This window comes from Streptomyces sp. NEAU-sy36 (assembly GCF_013423905.1).
Classification (GTDB): domain Bacteria; phylum Actinomycetota; class Actinomycetes; order Streptomycetales; family Streptomycetaceae; genus Streptomyces; species Streptomyces misionensis.
In genome coordinates, this window is the sequence record NZ_CP058977.1 from 5,178,564 (window position 1) to 5,200,578 (window position 22,015).

At 73.8% G+C, this 22,015-nt stretch carries 22 protein-coding genes; 13 read left to right on the forward strand and 9 right to left on the reverse strand.

The annotated features are described in order from the left end of the window. Nucleotides 1-236 precede the first annotated feature (236 nt). Nucleotides 237-1,472: an epoxide hydrolase family protein gene (locus tag HZZ00_RS22845; RefSeq protein ID WP_180328196.1), complete on the forward strand. Its 1,236-nt coding sequence runs from the start codon at nucleotides 237-239 to the stop codon at nucleotides 1,470-1,472. A gap of 60 nt (nucleotides 1,473-1,532) precedes the next feature. On the opposite strand, the gene HZZ00_RS22850 is transcribed toward HZZ00_RS22845, so the two are convergent. Next, entirely contained in the window at nucleotides 1,533-2,963 is a 1,431-nt protein-coding gene (locus HZZ00_RS22850; RefSeq protein WP_180328197.1) for an NAD(P)/FAD-dependent oxidoreductase, read from the reverse strand. 172 nt (nucleotides 2,964-3,135) lie between these two features. On the opposite strand from HZZ00_RS22850, the gene trxA reads away from it, so the two are divergent. After that, nucleotides 3,136-3,510, forward strand: a complete 375-nt coding sequence (gene trxA / locus HZZ00_RS22855) for a thioredoxin (RefSeq protein WP_180328198.1) — start codon at nucleotides 3,136-3,138, stop codon at nucleotides 3,508-3,510. 33 nt (nucleotides 3,511-3,543) lie between these two features. On the opposite strand, the gene HZZ00_RS22860 is transcribed toward trxA, so the two are convergent. Together HZZ00_RS22860 and HZZ00_RS22865 are read right to left on the reverse strand one after the other, a co-directional pair. Further along, nucleotides 3,544-4,539 (reverse strand): LacI family DNA-binding transcriptional regulator, encoded by a 996-nt coding sequence (locus HZZ00_RS22860; protein WP_257585113.1) that lies wholly within the window; start codon nucleotides 4,537-4,539, stop codon nucleotides 3,544-3,546. A 107-nt stretch (nucleotides 4,540-4,646) separates the two neighbouring features. Next, complete coding sequence (locus HZZ00_RS22865) at nucleotides 4,647-5,315, reverse strand: TetR/AcrR family transcriptional regulator (protein WP_180328200.1); 669 nt, start codon at nucleotides 5,313-5,315, stop codon at nucleotides 4,647-4,649. Between the two features lie 99 nt (nucleotides 5,316-5,414). Between HZZ00_RS22865 and HZZ00_RS22870 the strand changes: the two genes are divergently transcribed. From HZZ00_RS22870 to HZZ00_RS22880, 3 genes are all read left to right on the forward strand, one after another. Beyond that, nucleotides 5,415-5,978 (forward strand): NAD(P)H-dependent oxidoreductase, encoded by a 564-nt coding sequence (locus HZZ00_RS22870; protein WP_180328201.1) that lies wholly within the window; start codon nucleotides 5,415-5,417, stop codon nucleotides 5,976-5,978. Nucleotides 5,979-6,154: 176 nt separating this feature from the next. After that, nucleotides 6,155-7,120, forward strand: coding sequence for an alpha/beta hydrolase (locus HZZ00_RS22875; protein ID WP_180328202.1), 966 nt, complete (start codon nucleotides 6,155-6,157; stop codon nucleotides 7,118-7,120). Nucleotides 7,121-7,217: 97 nt separating this feature from the next. Further along, nucleotides 7,218-8,630 carry an amidase gene (locus HZZ00_RS22880; RefSeq protein WP_180328203.1) on the forward strand — a complete coding sequence of 471 codons (1,413 nt, stop codon included), beginning with the start codon at nucleotides 7,218-7,220 and terminating at the stop codon, nucleotides 8,628-8,630. Nucleotides 8,631-8,639: 9 nt separating this feature from the next. Here HZZ00_RS22880 and HZZ00_RS22885 read toward each other — a convergent pair whose 3' ends face one another. Together HZZ00_RS22885 and HZZ00_RS22890 are read right to left on the reverse strand one after the other, a co-directional pair. Beyond that, entirely contained in the window at nucleotides 8,640-9,065 is a 426-nt protein-coding gene (locus tag HZZ00_RS22885; RefSeq protein ID WP_180328204.1) for a hypothetical protein, read from the reverse strand. Further along, nucleotides 9,062-9,751, reverse strand: coding sequence for a metalloregulator ArsR/SmtB family transcription factor (locus HZZ00_RS22890; protein WP_180328205.1), 690 nt, complete (start codon nucleotides 9,749-9,751; stop codon nucleotides 9,062-9,064). The genes HZZ00_RS22885 and HZZ00_RS22890 overlap by 4 nt, the downstream gene beginning before the upstream one ends. Before the next feature lie 92 nt (nucleotides 9,752-9,843). Between HZZ00_RS22890 and HZZ00_RS22895 the strand changes: the two genes are divergently transcribed. Both HZZ00_RS22895 and HZZ00_RS22900 read left to right on the forward strand, forming a co-directional pair. Continuing rightward, entirely contained in the window at nucleotides 9,844-10,266 is a 423-nt protein-coding gene (locus HZZ00_RS22895) for a hypothetical protein (RefSeq protein WP_180328206.1), read from the forward strand. A gap of 79 nt (nucleotides 10,267-10,345) precedes the next feature. Next, nucleotides 10,346-11,269, forward strand: a complete 924-nt coding sequence (locus tag HZZ00_RS22900; protein ID WP_180328207.1) for an NADP-dependent oxidoreductase — start codon at nucleotides 10,346-10,348, stop codon at nucleotides 11,267-11,269. A 66-nt stretch (nucleotides 11,270-11,335) separates the two neighbouring features. Here HZZ00_RS22900 and HZZ00_RS22905 read toward each other — a convergent pair whose 3' ends face one another. Then, a complete protein-coding gene (locus tag HZZ00_RS22905; RefSeq protein ID WP_180328208.1) occupies nucleotides 11,336-13,438 on the reverse strand; it encodes a cellulose binding domain-containing protein in 2,103 nt (700 codons plus the stop codon). A 244-nt stretch (nucleotides 13,439-13,682) separates the two neighbouring features. Between HZZ00_RS22905 and HZZ00_RS22910 the strand changes: the two genes are divergently transcribed. Continuing rightward, on the forward strand, nucleotides 13,683-14,135 hold the full coding sequence (locus HZZ00_RS22910) for a type II toxin-antitoxin system PemK/MazF family toxin (protein WP_180328209.1): 453 nt from the start codon (nucleotides 13,683-13,685) through the stop codon (nucleotides 14,133-14,135). A gap of 169 nt (nucleotides 14,136-14,304) precedes the next feature. On the opposite strand, the gene HZZ00_RS22915 is transcribed toward HZZ00_RS22910, so the two are convergent. Beyond that, nucleotides 14,305-15,126 (reverse strand): TIGR02452 family protein, encoded by an 822-nt coding sequence (locus HZZ00_RS22915; RefSeq protein WP_180328210.1) that lies wholly within the window; start codon nucleotides 15,124-15,126, stop codon nucleotides 14,305-14,307. 275 nt (nucleotides 15,127-15,401) lie between these two features. Here HZZ00_RS22915 and egtA point away from each other — a divergent pair, with 275 nt between their 5' ends. The 4 genes from egtA to egtD are packed head-to-tail and all read left to right on the forward strand — an operon-like array spanning nucleotide 15,402 to nucleotide 19,808. Further along, a complete protein-coding gene (gene egtA, locus HZZ00_RS22920) occupies nucleotides 15,402-16,736 on the forward strand; it encodes an ergothioneine biosynthesis glutamate--cysteine ligase EgtA (protein ID WP_180328211.1) in 1,335 nt (444 codons plus the stop codon). Then, nucleotides 16,733-18,070, forward strand: a complete 1,338-nt coding sequence (gene egtB, locus HZZ00_RS22925) for an ergothioneine biosynthesis protein EgtB (protein ID WP_180328212.1) — start codon at nucleotides 16,733-16,735, stop codon at nucleotides 18,068-18,070. The genes egtA and egtB overlap by 4 nt, the downstream gene beginning before the upstream one ends. Then, nucleotides 18,070-18,849 carry an ergothioneine biosynthesis protein EgtC gene (gene egtC / locus HZZ00_RS22930; RefSeq protein ID WP_180328213.1) on the forward strand — a complete coding sequence of 260 codons (780 nt, stop codon included), beginning with the start codon at nucleotides 18,070-18,072 and terminating at the stop codon, nucleotides 18,847-18,849. The genes egtB and egtC overlap by 1 nt, the downstream gene beginning before the upstream one ends. Continuing rightward, nucleotides 18,846-19,808, forward strand: coding sequence for an L-histidine N(alpha)-methyltransferase (gene egtD, locus HZZ00_RS22935; protein WP_180328214.1), 963 nt, complete (start codon nucleotides 18,846-18,848; stop codon nucleotides 19,806-19,808). The genes egtC and egtD overlap by 4 nt, the downstream gene beginning before the upstream one ends. 4 nt (nucleotides 19,809-19,812) lie before the next feature. Here egtD and HZZ00_RS22940 read toward each other — a convergent pair whose 3' ends face one another. Further along, the gene (locus HZZ00_RS22940) at nucleotides 19,813-21,069 is read right to left on the reverse strand and encodes an extracellular solute-binding protein (RefSeq protein ID WP_180328215.1); all 1,257 of its coding nucleotides are present in this window, start codon (nucleotides 21,067-21,069) and stop codon (nucleotides 19,813-19,815) included. Nucleotides 21,070-21,284: 215 nt separating this feature from the next. Here HZZ00_RS22940 and HZZ00_RS22945 point away from each other — a divergent pair, with 215 nt between their 5' ends. Then, the gene (locus HZZ00_RS22945) at nucleotides 21,285-21,500 is read left to right on the forward strand and encodes a dodecin (protein ID WP_070022582.1); all 216 of its coding nucleotides are present in this window, start codon (nucleotides 21,285-21,287) and stop codon (nucleotides 21,498-21,500) included. A 10-nt stretch (nucleotides 21,501-21,510) separates the two neighbouring features. Here the strand turns inward: HZZ00_RS22945 and HZZ00_RS22950 are convergent, their stop codons facing one another. Next, nucleotides 21,511-22,002, reverse strand: a complete 492-nt coding sequence (locus tag HZZ00_RS22950; RefSeq protein WP_180328216.1) for a hypothetical protein — start codon at nucleotides 22,000-22,002, stop codon at nucleotides 21,511-21,513. Nucleotides 22,003-22,015: the final 13 nt, after the last annotated feature.

Genomic DNA, 22,015 nt, shown 5'->3' on the forward strand with positions numbered 1-22,015 from the left:
TCGGCCACCCCCGCGCAACCTCGAAATCGACCGGAGCCGGTAACGAATCGGCCACGCCGCCGAAACCCCGATGTCCGGCCCGGTGCCCGTAACCGGTTCGGCGGGCTCGGGAGCCTCAAGCCGGGGGCGGTCGGCATATCGTCGGAGCCCGCGCCGAAGAGAAACCGGCCCGGCTCGCCGGCCGGCCACCCGGCAGGCCGGGACGCCGCTCGCCCCCGTCCGGAAGGAACCACGCCATGACCGCCCCGCAGTCCTTACCGCTGGAACCCGCCCCGCTCCACGTGCCCGACGAGGTCCTGGACGATCTGCGCGCCCGGCTCGCGTCCACCCGTCCGCCGGTGGACGAGGGCAACGAGGACTGGTCGTACGGTGTCCCCGCCGGCTATCTCGGCGAACTGGTCGCCTACTGGCGGGACGGCTACGACTGGCGCGCGGCCGAGGCCGCCGTCAACGTCCACGAGCACTACCAGGTGAGCGTCACCGGTGTCCCGGTGCATTTCCTGCGTGAACCCGGCCGCGGCCCCCGGCCGATCCCGTTGATCCTCACCCACGGCTGGCCCTGGACGTTCTGGCATTGGTCGAAGGTGATCGGCCCGCTCGCCGACCCGGCCGCGTTCGGCGGTGACCCCGCGGACGCCTTCGACGTCATCGTGCCGTCCCTGCCCGGCTTCGGCTTCCCCGGACCGCTCACCGGCTTCCCGGACGTCAACTTCTGGAAGGTCGCCGACCTCTGGCACACCCTGATGACCGAGACGCTGGGGTACGAGAAGTACGCCGCCGGTGGCTGTGACATCGGCGGGATCGTCACGAGTCAGCTCGGCCACAAGTACGCCGACGAGCTGTACGGCATCCACATCGGCTCCGGGCTGCCGCTCGACTTCTTCAACGGCCCCCGCGCCTGGGACTTCGCCCGGAACCGGCCCCTCACCGACGACCAGCCCGCCGACGTGCGCGCCCGCCTCGTCGAGATGGACCGCCGCTCGGCCTCCCACCTCGCCGTGCACATGCTCGACGGCGCGACCCTGGCCCACGGGCTGAGCGACTCGCCCGCCGGGCTGCTCGCCTGGCTGCTGGAGCGCTGGAACGCCTGGAGCGACAACGGCGGTGACGTCGAGTCCGTGTTCAGCAGGGACGACATGCTCACCCACGCCACGATCTACTGGGTGAACAACTCGATCGCCACGTCGATGCGTTACTACGCCAACGCCAACCGCCACCCCTGGGCACCCGTCCACGACCGCACCCCGGTCGTGCAGGCCCCGGTGGGTCTCACCTTCGTCACCTACGAGAACCCGCCCGGCGTGCACACCGCCGAGGAGCGCGTCCGGGCGTTCCGGACCGGCCCGCAGGCCGGCTGGTTCAACCACGTCAACGTCAACGCCCACGACCGCGGCGGCCACTTCATCCCGTGGGAGAACCCCGACGCCTGGGTGGACGACCTGCGCCGCACCTTCCGCGGCCGCAGGCCCTGAACGGCGTCGCGTCCGGCCGGCGGGTGGGCCGGCCGGACGCGACGCCGCCGCGTTCGCGGCTCAGTTGTCCCGGTACGCCTCCAGCAGCCGCAGCCACACCTCGCTGAGGGTCGGGTACGACGGCACCACGTGCCACAGCCGGCTGACCGGGACATGGCCGGCGACGGCGACGGTGGCGGAGTGGATGAGTTCCCCGACGCCCGGGCCGACGAAGGTGACACCGCGCAGGATCTCGTCCTCCAGGTCGACGACCATGCGGGCGCGGCCCTTGTAGCCGTCGCCGTACAGGGACGCGCCGGCGACGGAGGAGAACTCCACGTCCACGGCGCGGACCCGGTGGCCGGCCTGCTCCGCCTCGGCGAGCGAGAGGCCGACGGCGGCGGCCTCGGGGTCGGTGAAGACGACCTGGGGCACGGCCTCGTGGTCGGCGGTCGCCGCGTGCGCGCCCCAGGGGCCGTCGAGCAGCGGGGTGCCGGCCGCGCGGGCGCCGATGGCGGCACCGGCGACACGGGCCTGGTACTTGCCCTGGTGGGTGAGGAGCGCGCGGTGGTTGACGTCGCCGACGGCGTAGAGCCAGTCGGTGCCGGTGACGCGCAGGGTGTCGTCCACGTCGAGCCAGGAGCCGGGTTCCAGGCCCACGGTGTCGAGCCCGATGTCGTCGGTCTGCGGGACGCGGCCGGTGGCGAAGAGGATCTCGTCGGCCTCGAACCGCTCTCCCGAGCGGGTGCGGGCCACCACGGTGCCGTTCTCCCGGGTGACGGACTCCACGGACGCGCCGAGGCGGACGTCGACGCCCGCCTCGGAGAGCGACTCGGCGACCAGTTCCCCGGCGAACGGCTCCATCCGGTTGAGCAGCCCCTTGCCGCGCACCAACAGGGTGACCCGGGAGCCGAGGGCCTGCCAGGCGGTGGCCATCTCGGTGGCGACCACGCCACCGCCGACGACGATCAGCCGGCCGGGCACCGACTCCGCGCTGGTGGCCTCCCGGCTGGTCCACGGCCGTACGTCGGCGAGGCCGGGCAGATCGGGCAGCTGGGCGCGGGTGCCCGTGCAGACCGCGACCGCGTGCCGGGCGGTGAGGGTGGTGACCGTGCCGTCCGACACGGTGACGGTCACCGTCCGGGGCCCGGCGAGGCGGCCGTGGCCCCGGTAGAGGTCGGCGCCGATGCCCTCGACCCAGTCGACCTGGCCGTCGTCCTGCCAGTGGGAGGTGAAGTCGTCGCGCCGGGCGAGCACGGCGGGGGCGTCGAGGGGGCCTTGGACCGCCGGGGCGAGACCGGGCAGCCGGCGGGCGTCGGCCTGGGCGATGACCGGCCTGAGCAGCGCCTTGCTGGGCATGCAGGCCCAGTACGAGCACTCGCCGCCGACCAGTTCGCTCTCCACGACCGCGGTGGTGAGACCGGCCGCGCGGGTGCGGTCGGCGACGTTCTCCCCCACGGGCCCGGCCCCGAGCACCACGACGTCGTACGCGATGGTTTCCGTTTCCGTCATGGGGTCAGTCTGGTGGGTGGTGTGCGCGTCGGCCACATGGGTACGAGCGCGGCACGCGGGCGCCCGGTGCGCAGGGCATCAGGGTGCGCGCGGACAGTGCGCGGAATAGGCGGCCCGGCGGCCGTGTTTCCGCCGTCGGCACACCCCCACACCAGGAAGAGGGAACCAGGCCATGAGCAGCACCGTGGAACTGACCAAGGAGAACTTCGACGACACGGTCACCGAGAACGACTTCGTTCTCATCGACTTCTGGGCGTCCTGGTGCGGGCCGTGCCGGCAGTTCGCGCCGGTGTACGAGAAGGCCGCCGAGGAGAACCCGGACCTGGTGTTCGGCAAGGTGGACACCGAGGCGCAGCCGGAGCTGGCCCAGGCGTTCGGCATCCAGTCCATTCCGACGCTGATGATCGTGCGCGACCGGGTGGCCGTGTTCGCCCAGCCGGGCGCGCTGCCCGAGGCGGCCCTCACGGACGTCATCGGCCAGGCCCGCAATCTGGACATGGACGAGGTCCGCAAGAGCATCGCCGCGCAGGAGGGTCAGGGCGAGTAGCCCGTCCGGCCGGTTCCGGGCGGCGGGCCGGGCTCAGGTGGAGTCGCGGTGTACGACCGAGACGTCCAGCACCCTGTGCACCTCCGGCTCGCCGCCCGTCTCGCGCACCAAGCGGTCGACCAGTGCGGCGAGGCAGCGGCCCGAGGGCAGTTCGATGCGGACGGTGCTGAGCCGGGGCCGCAGCAGCCGGCCGAGCATCAGGTCGTCGGCACCGATCACGGCCACGTCCTCGGGGATGCGCAGACCCTCGTCCTGGAGGGCGCGCATCAGCAGCATGGCGTACTCGTCGTTGTAGGCGAAGACGGCGTCCAGGCCGGGCCAGTGGGCGGCGAGCCGGGCGGCGGACTGCTCGGTGTAGGCGAGCGGCACCTCGGCGGCGGTCGCGCCGGTGCCGCGCAGGGCCTGGCGGACGCCCGCGAGCCGGGGCCGGGAGCAGGACTGGAGGCCGGGTTCGGCGGGGACGACGACGCCGATCCGGCGCCTGCCCCGCTCGTACAGATGGCCGGCCGCTAACCGGCCCACGGCCTCGTGGTCCATCAGCAGGGCGTGCGCGCCCTCGACGCGTTCGGGGCCGAGGGTGACCACCGCGCGGGTGCCCGAGCGCTTGAGGACGGCCACGCCCCGCGGCCCGCATCCGGAGCCGGGCACCAGTACCGCCACGGGCCGCAACTCGGCCCAGGCGCGGGCGGCTTCGTCGCCCTCCAGGCCGACGGAGCCGTACTGGACGACGGTGTAGTCGAGCCGTCCCAGCGCTCCTTGCAGCTCGCTCAGGAACGCGCTGTAGAGGGGCCCGGCCGGGATCGCCGGGGCGGGCATGACGACCGTACGGCTGTGTCCGGCGCGCAGGCTGCGGGCGGCGGCGTGCGGCACGTACCCCAGCTCCCGCGCGGCCTCGTGGACGCGGCGGCGGGTGGGCTCGCTGATCCGTACGGAGCGGGTGTTGTTCAGGACGTAGGACACGGTCGCGCGCGAGACGCCGGCCAGGCGGGCCACATCGGCGCTCGTGGGCGTGTTCGGTTTCTGCACCATGACAGACCGCATCCTGGCAGAGCGGTCCGGCACCGCGGCGAGCGGGGGATCGTGGTTTGCGGTTGGACCAATTGCCGTATGGTGTACGGCCGTTGACTCCAGAAAGGTCAGGTGGGCGGGTCCGTGCGGGTCACCCGGGCGACCAGGTCGACCCAGGCCGCCTCCAGCCGCTCCATGGGCATCCCCAGCTGCCGGGTCAGATGGTGGATCAGCGCGGGGTCGAGCGAGGCGAGCAGGGTCTGGGCCAGCAGCTCGCAGTCGGCGTCCGGCACGATCTGCCGCAGCAGCATGGTGACGTGGGTGCGCAGCGCCTGGACCGCGGGGTGGGCGAAGCGGCGGCACGCCTCGGGCTGTGCGGCCAGTTGGAGTTCCAGTTGTTCGGCCGAGCGGTAGAGCACCGCGATGCCGAACGCGCGCAGCCGCTCCAGGGGCGGTGCGCCGGGCCCCAGCGGCGGAGGTCCGCCCAGGAAGTCGGCCTGGAGCCGCCGGCCGGAGTGGTCCAGCAGGGCCATCAGCAGTCCCGTGCGGTCGCCGAAGCGCCTGAAGACGGTGCCCTTGCCCACCTTGGCCGCCGCCGCGACGGCCTCCATGGTGACCCCGGCCACGCCGTGCTCCGCGATCAGCCGGGCGGCGGCCTCCAGCAGCCGGGCGCGGTTGCGGGCCGCGTCGGCGCGCAGACCGGGCTCTTCGGGAGCGGTACCCAGCTCCAGCATGGTCGGCTCCTGCGGCGTCGGAAGGGGGTGCGGCAGGCTGGACATGAACACAGCGTAAAGCACGGGAACGGAACTGGACCAGGGTCCGGTTAAGATGGTAGAAAGTTAAACGGACCTTGGTCCGGATCGTAACGGCGATGTTTCAGCCCCTGGAGATTTCCCATGTCTGTTCGTATCCTCGCGCTCGTCGGCAGCCTCCGCGCCGGTTCGCACAACCGTCAGCTGGCCGAGGCGGCCGCCAAGCTCGCCCCGGAAGGTGCCGAGGTCGTGATCTTCGAGGGCCTGGCCGACGTGCCCTTCTACAACGAGGACATCGACGTCGAGGGCAGCGTTCCGGCCGCCGCCGCGAAGCTGCGTGAGGCCGCCCAGGCCGCCGACGCCTTCCTGGTGTTCTCGCCCGAGTACAACGGCACCATGCCGGCCGTGCTCAAGAACGCCATCGACTGGCTGTCCCGCCCGTACGGCGCCGGCGCCTTCGGCGGCAAGCCCGTCGCCGTCATCGGCACCGCCTTCGGCCAGTACGGCGGCGTCTGGGCGCAGGACGACACCCGCAAGTCGGTGGGCATCGCCGGCGGCAAGGTGATCGAGGACATCAAGCTGTCCATCCCCGGCTCCGTGACCCGCTTCGCCGAGACCCACCCGGTCGACGACGCCGAGGTCGCCGGCCAGCTGACCGAGGTCGTGACGCGCCTGCACGGCGTCGCCGCGGAGATCACCGCCGCCTGAGCCTCGGCACCGCACGCGCCCGTAGGGGCCGGAACCCGCTGGTTCCGGCCCCTACGGGTGTTCGGGACGCTACGGCACCCGAGTCACACCGCGCGCCGCGCCCGACTCGCGGCGCCGCCGGGGGGTATGCGGACGGTGGCGTACCGCCGTGCCGTGAGCCGTCCGAGGAGGAAGCCGTGCCCCTGGTCCCGCCCCCGTTCGACCCGGAACTCGCCTCATGCCTGGAGTCGCTGGGGGACGCGGCGGTGCCCGGGTTCAGCCTGGCGGACCTCGACGCGGCCCGGCGTGGCGCGGGTGTCGGCGCGGGGCTGGCGGACCTCACCCTGGGCGGCGCCTTCGAGGTGACGGAGTGCGCGGTGCCGGGACCGCCGGACGCCCCCGGGATCGCCCTGGTGGTCTGCCGCCCGGTGTCGGCCACGGGTCCGCTGCCGGTGTTCTACCACGTGCACGGCGGCGGCATGATGGCCGGCACCGGCCGCGCCGGGGTGGACGTACCGCTGGACTGGGCACGGGAGTTGGGCGCGGTGGTGGTGTCGGTCGAGTACCGGCTCGCGCCCGAGCACCCGCATCCGGCGCCGGTCGAGGACGTGTACGCGGGCCTGCGGTGGACGGCCGGGCACGCGCGGGAGATCGGCGGCGACCCGGAGCGGATCGTGGTGGCGGGCGCCAGCGCGGGCGGCGGGCTGGCGGCCGCCGTCGCCCTGCTCGCCCGGGACCGGCGGGGGCCCCGCCCGCTGGGCCAGCTGCTGATGAGCCCGATGCTGGACGACCGCAACGACACCGTCTCCAGTCATCAGATGACCGGCGTCGGCCTCTGGGACCGGACCGCCAACGAGACCGCCTGGACGGCGCTGCTCGGTGCGCGCCGGGGCGGACCGGACGTCTCCCCCTACGCCGCGCCAGCCCGCGCCACGGACCTGTCCGGACTGCCGCCGGCCTACCTCGACACCGGCTCGGCGGAGACCTTCCGGGACGAGACGGTCGACTATGCGTCCCGCCTGTGGCGGGCCGGCGGCGAGGCCGAACTCCACGTCTGGCCCGGCGCGTTCCACGGTTTCGACACCCTGGCCCCGCAGGCGGCCCTGTCCCGGGCGGCGCGGACCGCCCGGCTCGGCTGGCTGCGACGGCTGCTGGGCGGCTGAGGCGCGGGCCGCCGGGCACGGGACCTCTTTCACCGCACCCCTGTTGACGTTACCGTTCGGTAGACCCGTGTCCGGAGCCTCCCGGAGGTGCTCGCCCATGACGCCCGACCGTGCCGCCGGTCTCGCCGCGTCCGCCCGCGCGCTGGCCGGGGGCGAGGTGACCTCCCGGGAACTGGTGGCGCGGACCCTGGCCCGGATCGAGGCCGCGCAGCCGGTGCTGAACGCCTTCCGTCTCGTGCGCCACGAGGCCGCACTCGCCGAAGCCGACGCGGCGGACCGGGAGTTGGCGGCCGGGCGGCGGCGACCGCTGCTCGGGGTGCCGATCGCGGTGAAGGACGACACGGACGTGGCGGGCGAGCCGACCGCGTTCGGCTGCGCGGGCGACTTCCCGCCGGCGGCCGCGGACGGGGAGGCGGTACGACGGCTGCGGGCGGCCGGCGCGGTGATCGTCGGCAAGACGAACACCTGTGAGCTGGGGCAGTGGCCGTTCACCGAGGGGCGGGCCTTCGGCGACACCCGCAACCCGTGGCACACCGGGCACACCCCGGGCGGGTCCTCGGGCGGCTCGGCGGCGGCGGTGGCGGCCGGTCTGGTGCCGGCCGCGCTCGGTTCGGACGGCGCCGGCTCGGTGCGCATACCGGCGTCCTGGACCCATCTGATCGGCATCAAGCCGCAGCGCGGCCGCATCTCGACCTGGCCGCGCGCCGAGCCCTTCCAGGGCATCACGGTCAACGGCACCCTGGCCCGTACGGTCGCCGACGCGGCGCTGCTGCTCGACGCGGCGAGCGGCAGCCACGACCGGGACGTGCACCGGCCGGCCGCCCTCACGGTGGCGGACGCGGTCGGCCGCGACCCCGGCAGGCTGCGCATCGCGCTGTCCCTGAAGCCGCCGTTCACCGCTGTGCCGGCCCGGCTGGACCCGCGGGTCCGCGCCCGGGTCACCGCACTCGCCGAGTGCCTCGCCGGACTGGGGCACGAGGTGACCGAGGCCGATCCGCCCTACGGTCTCATCGGGCTGACCTTCGTCCCCCGGGCCACCGCCGGGATCGCCGAGTTCGCCCGCGAGGTCCCCGACCCCGCGCTGCTCGATCCGCGCACCCGCGGCGCGGCCCGGCTCGGCCGGCTGCTCGGCGGGGCCCCGCTGCGGGCGGCCCGGCGGGCGGAAGCGGTGCTGCACCGGCGGATCGGCGGCTTCTTCCGGACGTACGACGTGGTCCTCGCGCCGACCACGGCCACTCCCCCGCCCCGGATCGGCGCCTTGTACCGGCTCGGCGGGATGGCCACGGACCGGGCGATGATCGCCGCGTGCCCCTACGCCTGGCCGTGGAACGTGCTGGGGTGGCCGGGCGTCAACGTGCCCGCCGGGTTCACGGGGGACGGGCTGCCGGTGGGCGCCCAGCTCCTCGGCCCGGCCGGCAGCGAGCCCCTGCTGGTCTCCCTCGCCGCGCAGCTGGAGGCGGAGCTGCGCTGGCACGAACGGTGGCCGGCGGTGCGCGAACCGGCGCCGTGACCGAGGGCGTCAGACCGAGAGCAGTCCGATGCCGAGGGCCAGCAGGGCTGCCGCCTTGAGGAGTTCCAGGGCCACGTACCACAGGTGGCCGCGAGAACGGGGCAGGTCCTCGCCCGCGAGGACCCGGTCGGACCTGCGGTTGAGAGAAGGGCGGACGGCGGCCAGCTGGGCCAGCAGGAAGACCGCGACGGCGGCGGTGAGCCCGGTGATCCAGGCGGGGGCGCCGTGTACCGCGACCGCCGCGATCACCACGACCGCGAACACCGCCTCGACCGCGTTCAGCGCCCGGAACACCAGCCGGCCGATGCCGAGCCCGATGGGGATGGTCACGCCCGGTGCGCGGAACTTCAGCGGCGCCTCCAGGAAGGAGATCGCCAGCACCATTCCGAGCCAGACGAAGGTGACCGCGGTAGCGACGGCGGACGTGGCGTTCATCGGGGTGTTGCCTTTCTCGTGTCCCGTGCGGGGGTGCCCGTGTCGCTCAGGTGGGCGAGGCAGAGGTCGGGTCGGGCGAACGGCTCCAGACGGGTGGCCGTCAGCGGCGCGTCGAGCCTCGCCAGCGCGCCCTGGATCAGCCCGAGGTGGAGGGGGCAGACCAACTCACCGTGCTCCTCGGCGAGTTCGAGGAAGGGACAGTGTCGCAGCCCGATCCGCCGCGGGGGCCGCGCCCCGCTCCGCTCGGCCTCCGGCTCGAACCCCAGGTCGCCCAGCAGGGCGAGGAGACGGGTGACCGACCCCTCGGCCGAAGGCCGCTCGAAGGGGGGCGGCGGGTCGGCCAGGAAGCGGCCCCACGCGCGGCCCGTCTCCAGGGCCTCCTCGCGCGCCTCGGCCGGATCGGCGAGGGCCAGGCGGCTGAGCAGCATCCGCGCCAGCAGGAGGTAACCGCGCGCCCCGCCGCGGTCCATGCCGGGGCGGACGGTGTACACGGTGCGCGGCCGGCCCGGGCCGCTGGGCGCCTCGGCCCGGCGCTCGACCAGACCGTCGGCCACCAGGGCGTCCAGGTGGAAGCGGACGGTGTTGGGGTGGACGCCGAGGCGCTCGGCGGTCTCCGTGACGCCGAGCGGCCCGGACGCGGCCCGCAGCACGTCCAGCACCGCGCGCCGACGGGGACTCTCCGTCACGTCCCACCTCTCACCTGCGTGTATTTTTCACAAATCCAACGTGTAGTAATTGTACGTTGAGCTTCGGAGACGACAGACAGCGAGGGGTGCAGATGACGTCATCGTCCGCCGCCGGCGACGGACCGGCGCAGCAGGCGGAACCGGTTCCGCGGGTCCTGTGCGACGCCCGGGCACTGGCGTCGAAGCCGCCGCTTCCGTCCGGGGTGCTGTGGAAACTCGCCGAAGGCGGGCGCCAGCTGGACGCCAACGTGGTGCGGCTCGCCCCCGGCGGGCGGATCGCGGCGCACACGGAGGCGCGGCTGGACGTCCTGCTCCTGGTCGTCGCCGGGTCCGGCGTCCTCGGCGCGGGCACCGGCGGGTCGCCGTGCCCGGTCGCCGAGGGCGCCCTGGTGTGGCTGCCCCACGGCTCCACCCGCGGCATCACCGCCGGCGACGAGGGTCTGACGTACCTCACCGTCCACACCCGCCGTCCCGGCCTCGGCATCACGGCCCGGCCGGACGAACCTCCGGCCTGACCCGCCCCCGCGCCCATCGGGCCCCACGCCGTTCCCACCGCCTGGAATGATCCCGTCCGCTCGGGAGTTGACCGGTGACATGAAGGCCATCGCACTCGACACGTACGGATCCCCCGACGATCTGCGGCTCGTGGAGCTGCCCGAACCCAAGGTGGCGCCCGGCGAGGTGCTGATCCGGGTGAAGGCGGCCGGGGTCAACCCGGTCGACTGGAAGCTCGGCGCCGGCATGCTGGACGCCGTGATGGAGGCCCGTTTCCCGCTGATCCCCGGCTGGGACGTCGCGGGCGTGGTGGAGCGGGTCGGCTTCGACGCCACGGAGTTCGCCGTGGGCGACGAGGTCTACGGCTACATCCGCAAGGACTGGGCGCAGAACGGCGCTTACGCCGAACTCGTGTCGGCGCCCGTGCGCACCCTCGCGAAGAAGCCCGCGTCGCTGAGCTGGGAGGAGGCGGCGGGTGTCCCGCTCGCCGGGCTCACCGCGTACCAGTCGATCGAGCGTCTTGGCATCGACCGGGGCGACGTGGTGCTCGTGCACGCCGCGGCCGGCGGGGTCGGCTCGCTCGGGGTGCAGATCGCCGTCGCCCGCGGCGCGCGCGTCATCGGCACGGCGAGCGAGCGCAACCACGAGTTCCTGCGCTCGCTCGGCGCGGAGCCGGTCACCTACGGCGAGGGGCTCGTCGACCGCGTGCGGGAGCTCGCTCCCGAGGGCGTCGACGCGGTGCTCGACTTCGTCGGGGACGGCGCGGTCCGGCAGTCGCTGCCGTTGCTGCGGCGGCCGGGCCGTGTCGCCTCGATCGCCGACGGCGAGGCCGCGCTCGACGCGGGCGGCCAGTACGTGTGGGTGCGCCCGTCGTCCGCCGACCTGACGGCCCTGGCCCAGCTCGCGGACGCGGGCAAGCTCACGGTCCACGTGGAGAAGGCCCTGCCGCTGGCGGAGGCGGCCGAGGCCTGGCGGCTGAGCCAGTCCGGACGCACCCGCGGCAAGATCGTCCTCACCGTCTGAGCCCGGAGGGCTCCGCGACCGCGAGTCCCGCCCTGGGTGGGGTCGCCCCCACCCAGGGCTCCGTGCTCAGGAGATCGTCCGGCAGACCGTTCCGTTGAGGGTGAAGGCCGTCGGAGCGGGGTTGGCGCCGTCGTTGGCGCCCACGAAGCCGAACTCCGCGGAGTTGCCGCCGTTCGGCGCGAGCCGGGCGTTGTTCTCGGTGCTGGTCACGTGGACGTGCTGCCCGTCGCTCGTGACGTCGGCGTTCCACCACGAGGAGACGGACTGGCCGGCCGATGGCCAGTCGAAGGTCAGCGTCCAGCCGTCGATGTCGGCCGGGCCGACGTTGCTCACCACCACGTCGGAGACGAAGCCGTTGCCCCAGCCGGAGGTCACCTGGTACGAGACGGTGCAGGTGCTGTCGTCCGGCGTACCGGTGGTGAAGGTCAGCGGTACGGAGGGCCGGGAGAGGTGTCCCGCCTTGTCCCGGGCCAGCACGTTGACCGTGTGCCGGGAGCCGGCCGGCAGATTGCGGATCGTGGCGGAGGTGCCGGTGGACGAACCGAGCAGCTGGAGGCCGGTGCCGAGCTGCTCGTAGACCTCGTAGCGGTCCACCGCTCCGTCGGCGGCCGGCCAGCTCAGGGTGACGCTGCTCGCGCCGACCGAGGTGGTCTGCGGTGTGCCGGGAGCGCCGACGGTGGCGGCGGAGGAGCCGGTGCCGCTCTTCGGATGCGTCGTCAGCACCGTGACGGAGGAGGGCGCCAGGGTGACCGAGTCGGCGGTGGCGGTGCCGGTCACGTCGACCAGGTCGTCGTCACCGGGCGCCCAGCGCTGCACCCGCGGGGCGGCGGAGCCGGCGGTGAAGCCCAGGTAGCGCAGGTCCACGGTGTGCTCGGTGGTGGTGCTCTGGTTCAGCAGCAGCACGCTCAGGTCGCCGTCGGCCCGGAGCACCGCGTGCGAGGAGACCTCGGGACCGGACGTGCCGGAGGCCACCATGGTGTCGCCGGGGTCGCTGAGGGCGCCGAGCGTCTTGATGCCGTAGTACGGCGCGAACGGGGTGTTGACCGCCGGCTCGCAGACGCCGCCGGTGCAACTGCCGTTGGACAGCATGCCCATGTCGCCGTAGTCGGTCTCACCGCCCACGGTGGTGATGCCGCCCGCGCCGTTGTGGGTGTCCCACCAGTCCACGGTGAAGACGCCGTTCTCCATCGCCGTGATCATGGCCTCCGCGGCGAAGAGGCCGTTGGGCCTGCTGGTGAAGGCGCCGCCGCCGGAGTTGGAGTTCACCTCGGTCATCGCGATACCGATCCGCGCGGAGTCGGCGCCCGCGTAGTGGTTCACCAGGTTGCGCACCTCGCGCAGTTCGCCGGGCAACTGCCGCACGGCGGCCAGCGACTGCGTGCCGGTGCTGGTGTTGGGGTACCAGTGCACGCTCACGAAGTCGATGTCGTGGGCGACCGCGGCGAGCACGGTGTGGTTCCAGTCGCCGGTGTCCCCGGTGGCCACCGAACCGTCGGGCCAGTTGCCGGGCATGGTGAGCACCGCGCCGATCTTGACGGTCGGGTCGACCGCCTTCATGGCCTTGGCGTAGGCCTCGACCTCCCGGGCGTACTGGTCAGGGGTCTTGTCGGCGTGGGTGTCGTTCTCCCAGCCGCTGCCGTAGACGCCGTTGCCGTAGATCTCGTTGCCGATCTCCCAGTACTTGGCGCCGTAGCCCTTGGTGACGTTGGCGTACCGGACCCAGTCCGCGGCCTCCTTGGCCGTCCCGGAACCGTAGTTGGCGATCAGGATCGGCTGGGCGCCGGTGGCCTTGACGGTGCCCATGAAGGCGTCGAAGTCGGTGCCCGGGGCGACGTAACCGCCGGGCGCGGTGTTGTCGACCCAGTGGTAGATGTCGGCGTAGGAGCCGCCCGGGTAGCGCAGCGCGCCGATCCCCGCGGCCCGGTAGAGGGAGGCCACCTCCGGGTCGTTCATGTTCGCGTCCCAGATGGCGGTGTTGGCGCCGAGCGCGGTCGGGCTGACGGTGCCCAGGCCCGCGCTCGCGTTGACCGTGACCGTGGTGTCGGCCGGGTCGGCCGCGGCGGCGGGCGTGGCGAGCGGCAGCACCGCGGCCGCCACGGCCAGGGCCGCCGAGGCCGCGACGGCGAGCGGGCGACGCGGCCCGTCCGGTCGTCTCCTGCGGAACAGCATGGGGGTGTTCCTCCCGGGTGAGCGCCGGCCCGGGGCCACGCCGCGGAGCCGGACGGTGAACGGGGAACGTGCGGCGTGCAGCGACCGCGCCGACCGTCGGCGAGGCGACGGCGGGCGGGGCTTGGGAGCGCTCCCATGATGGGAGCGTGTCCCAGCCATGTCAATCGCCCGGACCACCCCGACCGTCGAAGCGAGCCAACCAGGGGCCGCGACAGGGAATTTGACGGCGGGCTAGGGTGCCCCCGTGAGCACGTACACCCACACCGATGAGAACGTCCCCGGCCGTCACGGCCCGCACGCCACCGCCGAGGCCGACCCGCGCGAGGTCGGCCGGGTGCGGACCGAGTACTCCCCTGCCTGCGACGGCGATCCGGACCCCGGCGAGATCGTCTGGACCTGGGTGCCGTTCGAGGAGAACGACGGGCGCGGCAAGGACCGCCCGGTGCTGGTCGTCGCCCGGGAGGCGGCGGGCACCCTGCTGGCCGTCCAGCTCTCCAGCAAGCGGCACGACCGCGACCGGGAGTGGGTGGCGATCGGCAGCGGGCCGTGGGACCGCTCGGGGCGCGACTCCTGGGTGGACGTGGACCGGGTGCTGCGGCTGCACGAGGACGGGATGCGCAGGGAGGCGTGCGCCCTGGACCGGATGCGGTTCAACCTCGTCCGGCAACGGCTGCACGAGCGGTACGGCTGGACCTGAACACGGCGCCGGCCCTCGGCGCTCAGCCGCCCGCGCGCGAGGCACCAGGCCGAGGCGGCGCCCGGCCGCCCTCCTGCGGAACGCGGGTTCGACGCCCGGGCCCGGCACCCGGCGCTCAGCCGCCCGCGCGCAGACATCCGCACGAAGGCCGAGGCCCGGTACCCCGGGCTCAGCCGCCGGCGCGCGGGAAGGCCCGTGCGAAGGCCTCCCGCACCGTTGCCCCCGGTGTCCGGTCGAGCACGCCGAAGACCACGTGCTCGAAGGTCCCCGCGAACCGGCCCCCGGGACCGAGCAGCGCACGGAAGGCTTCCGCGACCTGGGCCGGATCGTTCTGGAAGACGCCGCAGCCCCAGGCGCCGAGGACCAGGCGCCGGTAGCCGTGGGCGGCGGCGGTCTCCAGGACCCGTTCGGCCCGCGTGGCGAGGGCGGCCGGGATCTCGGCGGCGCGCTCGGGGCTCCGGCGCCGCAGCACACCCGCGTTGGGAGCGGCGGCGGTCAGGAAGCCCACGAGGTGGGGCTCGGCCAGCAGCCGCCCCCGGTCGTCGCGGAAGACGGGCACCGCCGGGGTGTGGATCACCCGGTCGGAGTAGAGCGGGTCACGGTCCGCGCGGTGGTGCTCGTAGAACTCCCGGGCCTCCAGCAGGCAGGTGTACAGCGCGGAGGCGCGGCACAGGGCCTCCTCCTGGGCCTGGGCGCCGTTGAGGTAGCCGCCGCCGGGGTTCCGCGCGGAGGCGAAGTTCAGTACGGCCACCGGGGCACCGGCCAGTCTGCGGGCCGCCTCCGTGCTGCTCTCGCCGGTGACCTCGACGAACAGTGCGGTGCCGGGCGCGGGCGGCACCGGGACCGGCCCGGGGCCGTACATCCGGGTGCCGGCCCTGGCGGCCTCGACGGCCGCCGCGAGCGGCACCTCCCGGCCGTCCGGGGCCCGGTAGCGACCCGCCGCCACGATCTCCTGCGTCTGCGCGGCGATCCCGCGCAGGCGCGCGCTCATGGCGCCACCCCCGTGGGCGCCATGACCGCGGCCCGCGCGGTCTCCCCCGTCGTGCTCATGCGGTCATCCTGGGTGATGCTGGTATGCGGTGCAACGGAGTTTCCCGCTCACGAAGCCCGCCGTGACCACGGGCGGTCACGGAGGCGAACGGTCGAAGAACGCCCGGAACGGCGGTCTTGTGCGAACCGGCACAAGGGTCTTGGGTGGGACGAGTGCCGGCCCGGCTCATCGAACACCGGACCGGCGGCATGGTGGAATCTCAGGAGGATCCCGACATGTCCGATGCGATCACCGACGGTGGTGACTGTACGGAGGACCGTACCGCCGTCACCGAGGCCGAGGTGGACGCCCTGGTCCAGGGCATCTGCTTCAAGACCGGACCGCCCCGCACCCTCGGTGTGGAGCTGGAATGGCTCGTCCACGAGCGGGGTGCGCCACAGCGCCCCGTGACACCCGAACGGCTTGCCGCGGCCTACGCCGCGCTGCGGGCCGTGCCCCTCGGTTCGGCGCTCACCGTGGAGCCCGGCGGTCAGCTGGAGCTGAGCTCGCCGCCCGCCGCCTCCCTGATGGAGTGCGTCCGGACCGTCCGCGCCGACCTGGCCGCCGTGCGCACCGTCCTCGCCGGGGACGGGCTCGACCTCGTCGGCATCGGCCACGACCCCTTCCGTCTGCCGCGCCGGTTCCTGCGCGAGCCGCGCTACGACGCGATGGAGGCGTGCCTGGACCGCACCGGCCCGGCCGGCCGCCACATGATGCGCGCCTCCGCCTCCGTCCAGGTCTGCGTCGACGCGGGCCACGAGGAGCCGGGCCCGCTGGGGCACGGGCGGCGCTGGTGGCTGGCGCACCAGCTGGGCGCGGTCCTGGTGGCCGCGTTCGCCAACTCCCCGCTGGTCGGCGGGCTGCCGACGGGCTGGCTGTCCACCCGGCAGCTGATGTGGATGGAGATCGGCGCGGGCCGCGCGGGAGCGCCCCCGCTGCACGAGGAGCCGCGGGCCGCGTGGGCCCGGCACGTGCTGGACTCCCCGGTGATGTGCGTGCGCCGGGACAGCGGACCGTGGGAGGTGCCCGAGCGGCTGACCTTCCGCGAGTGGACGCGCTCGCGACGGCCCCGGCCGCCCACCCGGGCGGATCTGGACTACCACCTCACCACCCTCTTCCCGCCGGTCAGGCCGCGCGGTCATCTGGAGCTGCGGATGATCGACGCACAGCCCGGCGAGGACGGCTGGATCGTGCCGCTCGCGGTGACGGCGGCGCTCTTCGACGACCCGATGGCCGCCGAGACCGCCTACCGGAGCGTGAAGACGCTGGCGGAGCGGGCCCGTAACCTGCCCGCACCGCACAACCCGCTGTGGACCGACGCTGCCCGGCGGGGGCTCGCCGACCCGGAGCTGCGCGAGGTGGCCGCCGTGTGTTTCGCGGCGGCGCTGGACGCCCTGCCCCGGCTCGGCGCCACCGCCGAGGTGACGGACGCCGTCGCCGGGTACCTGGAGCGCCATGTGGCCCGGGGCCGCTGCCCGGCCGACGACCTGCTGGACGCGCTGCCCGGCACGCGCATCTCCCCGGCCGGGGGCGGCCGAACCGCCCGCGGCAGGAAGGACATCCCGACATGACCGCCCCCGAGACCGACACCACGACAGCTCAGTGGGACACCGAGGCCCTGCGCGAGCGCGCGCTGGCCTCGCTGACCACGGCCCGGGACCGCACCACCTTGCTCACCACGTGCGTCGACGAACCCGAACTGACCGCGCAGCACTCGCCGTTGATGTCCCCGCTGGTGTGGGACCTCGCGCACATCGGCAACCAGGAGGAGCTGTGGCTGCTGCGGAACGTCGGCGGCCGGGAGGCGATGCGCCCGGAGATCGACAGCCTCTACGACGCCTTCGAGCATCCGCGTGCCAAGCGGCCCTCGCTGCCGCTGCTGCCGCCCGCGGAGGCCCGGCGCTACGCGGCCGAGGTCCGCGGCCGGGCGCTGGACCTGCTGGCGGGCGCCGACTTCCACGGCAACCGGCTGACCGAGGCCGGGTTCGCCTTCGGAATGATCGCGCAGCACGAACAGCAGCACGACGAGACGATGCTGATCACCCATCAGCTGCGCACCGGTCCGGCGGTGCTCACCGCGCCGGACCCGGAACCGGGCCCGCCGTTCACCGGTCCGGCCGAGGTCCTGATACCCGGCGGCCCGTTCACCATGGGCACTTCAGGCGAGCCGTGGGCACTGGACAACGAACGCCCGGCGCACGTCCGGGAGGTGGCGCCCTTCCGGATCGACACCACGCCGGTGACGAACCGCGCGTACCAGGCGTTCATCGAGGACGGCGGCTACGACACCGAGCGCTGGTGGGCCCCGGAGGGCTGGGCGCACATCCGGCGGCACGGCATCACCGCCCCGCTGTTCTGGCGGCGCGACGGCGACCGCTGGCTGCGCCGCCGCTTCGGCACCACCGAGGCGGTACCGCCGGACGAACCGGTGCTGCACGTGTGCTGGTACGAGGCCGACGCCTACGCCCGCTGGGCCGGGCGCCGGCTGCCCACCGAGGCGGAGTGGGAGAAGGCCGCCCGGCACGACCCGGCCACCGGCCGCTCCCGGCGCTACCCCTGGGGCGACGCCGACCCGGCACCGCACCACGCCAACCTGGGTCAGCGGCACCTGGGGCCCGCCCCGGCCGGCAGCTACCCGGCGGGTGAGTCGCCGCACGGCGTACGGCAGTTGATCGGTGACGTGTGGGAGTGGACGGCGAGCGACTTCCTGCCGTACCCGGGGTTCCGGGCGTTCCCGTACAAGGAGTACTCGGAGGTGTTCTTCGGTCCCGAGTACAAGGTGCTGCGCGGAGGTTCGTTCGCCGTGGACCCGGTGGCCTGCCGGGGGACGTTCCGCAACTGGGACTACCCGATCCGGCGGCAGATCTTCTCCGGCTTCCGCACCGCCCGCTCGGAGGCCGTCTGATGTGCCGTCACCTCGCTTACGTGGGCCCCGAGTCGTCCCTGGAAGACCTGCTGGTGACGCCCGCGCACAGCCTGCTGCGGCAGTCGTGGGCGCCGCGCCGGCAGCGGTACGGCACCGTCAACGCCGACGGGTTCGGGGTCGGCTGGTACGCCCCCGGGGACCCCGCGCCCGCCCGCTACCGGCGGGCCGGGCCGATCTGGGCCGACCTGTCCTTCGCCGACCTGGCCCGGGTGGTGCGCTCGACCGCGGTGCTCGCCGCCGTCCGGGACGCCACCCTGGCGGGCGCGGACGCGGAGGCCGCGGCGGCGCCGTTCGCCTCCGGGCGCTGGCTGTTCAGCCACAACGGGGCGGTACCGGGCTGGCCCGACGCGGCGGCGCCACTGGTGCCCACGCTGCCGCCGGTCGACCTGCTGTCGCTGCCGGCGCGCACCGACTCGGCGTTCGTGTGGGCCCTGGTGCGGCACCGGCTGCGCGCCGGGGACGACCCGGAACGGGCCCTGTGCGGGGCGGTCCGCGAGGTCGCTCGGGCCGCCCCGGCCTCCCGGCTGAACCTGCTGCTGACGGACGGCACCACCATCGCCGCCACCGCCTGGGGCGACAGCCTCTGGTACCGCACGGAGCCCGGCCGGGGCACGGTCGTCGCTTCCGAGCCGTACGACGACGACCCGCTGTGGCGGGAGGTCCCCGACCGCACCGTGCTCACCGCGGACAGCACCGGCGTGCTGCTCGCCCCGGCGGACGATCCGGCCGCCGTACCATCGAAGGAGCCCTGCACGTGAGCCCCCTGCATGTCACCCGCACCCTCCCCGAGGACGCCACGGACGCGGCGCTGCGCGCCGATGTACGCCGTGGTCTGACCGCCGAACCGAAGTGGCTGCCGCCGAAGTGGTTCTACGACGCCCGGGGCAGCGAACTCTTCGACGAGATCACGGGGTTGCCCGAGTACTACCCCACCCGGGCCGAGCGGGAGATCCTGGCCGCCCGGTCAGGGGAGATCGCCGCCGCCAGCGGCGCCCGGACCCTGGTCGAGCTGGGCTCGGGCTCCTCGGAGAAGACGCGCCATCTGCTCGGCGCGCTCACCTCGCTCGCGGCGTACGTCCCGGTCGACGTCAGCGAGAGCGCCCTCGTCCAGGCCGGCGAGGCGATCATCGCCGAGCACCCGGGCCTCGACGTGCACGCGCTGATCGCCGACTTCACCGCCCCGCTCGACCTGCCCCGCACGCCGGGGCCCCGGCTGGTGGCGTTCCTCGGCGGCACGATCGGCAATCTGCTGCCCGCCGAACGCGCCGCCTTCCTCGCCTCGGTGCGGGCCCTGCTCGCCCCCGGCGACGGGCTGCTGCTCGGCACCGACCTGGTCAAGGACGAGCGGGTCCTCGTCCGGGCGTACGACGACTCGGCCGGCGTGACGGCCGCGTTCGACAAGAACGTGCTGAACGTCGTCAACCGCGAACTCGGCGCCGACTTCGACCCGGACGCCTTCGACCACGTGGCGCTGTGGGACGCTCGCAGCGAGTGGATCGAGATGCGGCTGCGCTCGCGTACCGCGCAGACCGTGAAGGTGCCCGCGCTGGACCTCGCCGTGGAGTTCGCCGCGGGCGAGGAGCTGCGCACCGAGGTGTCGGCCAAGTTCCGCAAGGAAGGCGTGGTCCGGGAACTCGCGGATGCCGGGATGGAGTTGACGCACTGGTGGACCGACGGCCAGGAGCGGTTCGCGCTGTCGCTGAGCGTGGTCCGGTGAGGGCTCACAGATCCGGGGTGAGTTCCTCGGTGATCTTCCGTGAGGCACGGCGGGCCTCCGTCGCCGGATCGGCCCCGTTCAGCACCCGGCTCATGTACTGCTTGATCGGGTTGTCGGCCTCGACGTCCGCCCACTGAGGGGTGTTGGGGGTCGCCCGGCCGTGCGCCGCGCCGACGGCCATGGCGGCGACCCCCTCCTCGCCCGAGACGGCCCCGGCCAGTGTGGTCTTGTTGGGCACGTAGTTCATGGTGCGGGCGAGTTCGGTGTCCCACTTGGCGCCGGTCAGCGCCCCGACCACGGCGGTCGCGGCGAACTGGTCCTTGGTGTGCTGCGGGACGACGAGGTCGGAGCCGCCGGTGAACACGGCGCCGGGCCGGGCGGCGGTCGGGCCGGGCACCGGGAAGAATCCCAGCTTGCCCTTCAGACCGGGGTTCTGCTCCAGGATCGCCTGGGCGAGCCCGGGTACGGCGATGATCTGCGCGACCTTGCCACCGGCGAACGCGCCGGCCTGGGGCGGGTGTTCCTCGTCGGCGTCCTTCGGTCCGTCGCCGAGCGACTGGAGCCGGCGGTAGAAGTCCATGCCGCGCAGCGCCTCCGGAGTGTCCAGGGCACCCTTCCACTGGTAGTCGTCGACCTTCCGGGCGAGGTCGCCGCCCTCGTCCCAGATGAAGCCGGAGAGCGTGTACCAGTCCTGACCGGCCAGGTAGATGCCCTGGGTGTCGCCGGAGTTCAGCTTCTCGGTGTCGGCGAGCCATTCCTCCCGGGTGCGCGGCGGGCGGGCGATGCCGGCCTGCTCGAACAGGTCCTTGCGGTAGATGACCACCCGGTTGGCCGCGTACCAGGGGATGCCGTACTGCTGGTTGCCCTCCTTGCCGGGCTCGGCCAGGCCCGGCAGCCACTTGTCCTTGCCCCAGTCGCGCATCGACTCCAGGGTCAGGTCGGCGAGCCGGCCCCCGTCGGCGTACAGCGGCACCTGGGTGTTGCCGACCTCGATGACGTCGGGGGCGTCGCCGGAGGTGTCCGCGAGCGCCTTGCGGACCTTCGCCACGATGCCGGTCCAGTCCTGGGTGCGGACGTCCAGGCGCAGGTCCTTGTGGGTGCTTTCGAAGTCCGCGGTGAAGCGCTTGATGAAGTCCGCCGAGGCGCTGCCCTTCATCAGCCACACGGTCACGGTCTCGCGCGGTTGCGTGCCGGGAAGCGTCCCGCAGGCGCTCACGAGCGTACCGGTGACACAGACGAGGGGGAGCAGACGACGTCTCACGAGGGGTCCTGTTCTGTCTGGCATGGCGCGTTGCACAGGGGTGGGGGCCCGACGTGGGGGGACGAGCGGGAACGCTCGTGCGGGTGTGGGTGGATTTTGGTATGGACCAATGCGGAGGTCAAGGGCTACCGATGGTTACGAAGGCGACGCCGTGCGGAGCGGGCCGGGATGCGGCACGGTGGAGTACGGCGTGTCCACCGGCCCAAGGAGCCCCCATGACGAACCACACCTACCGGGTCACCGAGATCGTCGGCACCTCGCACGAGGGCGTCGACCAGGCCATCCGCAACGGCATCGACCGCGCCGGACAGACCCTGCGCAACCTCGACTGGTTCGAGGTGACACAGGTCCGCGGCCAGCTGGAGAACGGGCGGATCGAGCACTACCAGGTGGGCCTGAAGGTGGGCTTCCGCATCGAGGACGGCGACTGAACCCCGCCCGTCAGGTACGCCCCTCCTGCTCCTGGGCCTCCCGCAGCGCCTGGGACTGTTCGGCCCAACGGGCCCGCACCACGGGGAATCCGGCGCGCTCGGCGTCGTCGCACACCAGCTCGTCGTCGTCCACGAGGAAGCGCACCGCACGGCCCCGGCCGAGCCGGCGCAGCGTGGCCAGCTTGGTGAACCGGGCGGGCCTGCGGTCGGCGTCGCCCCGCATGTGCAGGTCCCCCTCGGGCAGTCCGTGCGCGGCGAGCCAGTCCAGGGTGTCCTGGCGGTACCGCTCCGGGCGGCCGGTGAGATAGACGATCTCGCAGTCCCGGGCGCTGCGCACGGCCAGGGCGACGCCCTCGGCGAGCGGCGGGTCCGCGGGCGCGGCCGCGAAGAACCCGTCCCAGTCCTTGGGCCGGGTTCGCAGGAAGTGCTGCCGGTGGGCGGTGTCCGCCAGGGTGTTGTCGAGGTCGAACACGGCGATCGGCCGGGCGCTGCTTTCGGTCACGGCACGACCCTAG

Coding starts and splice junctions, on each gene's coding strand:
- HZZ00_RS22845 (WP_180328196.1), top strand. CDS start 237: ATGACCGCCCCGCAGTCCTTACCGCTGGAACCCGCCCCGCTCCACGTG.
- trxA (WP_180328198.1), top strand. CDS start 3,136: ATGAGCAGCACCGTGGAACTGACCAAGGAGAACTTCGACGACACGGTC.
- HZZ00_RS22880 (WP_180328203.1), top strand. CDS start 7,218: ATGACGCCCGACCGTGCCGCCGGTCTCGCCGCGTCCGCCCGCGCGCTG.
- HZZ00_RS22870 (WP_180328201.1), top strand. CDS start 5,415: ATGTCTGTTCGTATCCTCGCGCTCGTCGGCAGCCTCCGCGCCGGTTCG.
- HZZ00_RS22945 (WP_070022582.1), top strand. CDS start 21,285: ATGACGAACCACACCTACCGGGTCACCGAGATCGTCGGCACCTCGCAC.
- HZZ00_RS22900 (WP_180328207.1), top strand. CDS start 10,346: ATGAAGGCCATCGCACTCGACACGTACGGATCCCCCGACGATCTGCGG.
- HZZ00_RS22850 (WP_180328197.1), bottom strand. CDS start 2,963: ATGACGGAAACGGAAACCATCGCGTACGACGTCGTGGTGCTCGGGGCC.
- HZZ00_RS22885 (WP_180328204.1), bottom strand. CDS start 9,065: ATGAACGCCACGTCCGCCGTCGCTACCGCGGTCACCTTCGTCTGGCTC.
- egtC (WP_180328213.1), top strand. CDS start 18,070: ATGTGCCGTCACCTCGCTTACGTGGGCCCCGAGTCGTCCCTGGAAGAC.
- egtA (WP_180328211.1), top strand. CDS start 15,402: ATGTCCGATGCGATCACCGACGGTGGTGACTGTACGGAGGACCGTACC.
- egtB (WP_180328212.1), top strand. CDS start 16,733: ATGACCGCCCCCGAGACCGACACCACGACAGCTCAGTGGGACACCGAG.
- HZZ00_RS22860 (WP_257585113.1), bottom strand. CDS start 4,539: ATGGTGCAGAAACCGAACACGCCCACGAGCGCCGATGTGGCCCGCCTG.
- HZZ00_RS22895 (WP_180328206.1), top strand. CDS start 9,844: ATGACGTCATCGTCCGCCGCCGGCGACGGACCGGCGCAGCAGGCGGAA.
- HZZ00_RS22905 (WP_180328208.1), bottom strand. CDS start 13,438: ATGCTGTTCCGCAGGAGACGACCGGACGGGCCGCGTCGCCCGCTCGCC.
- HZZ00_RS22915 (WP_180328210.1), bottom strand. CDS start 15,126: ATGAGCGCGCGCCTGCGCGGGATCGCCGCGCAGACGCAGGAGATCGTG.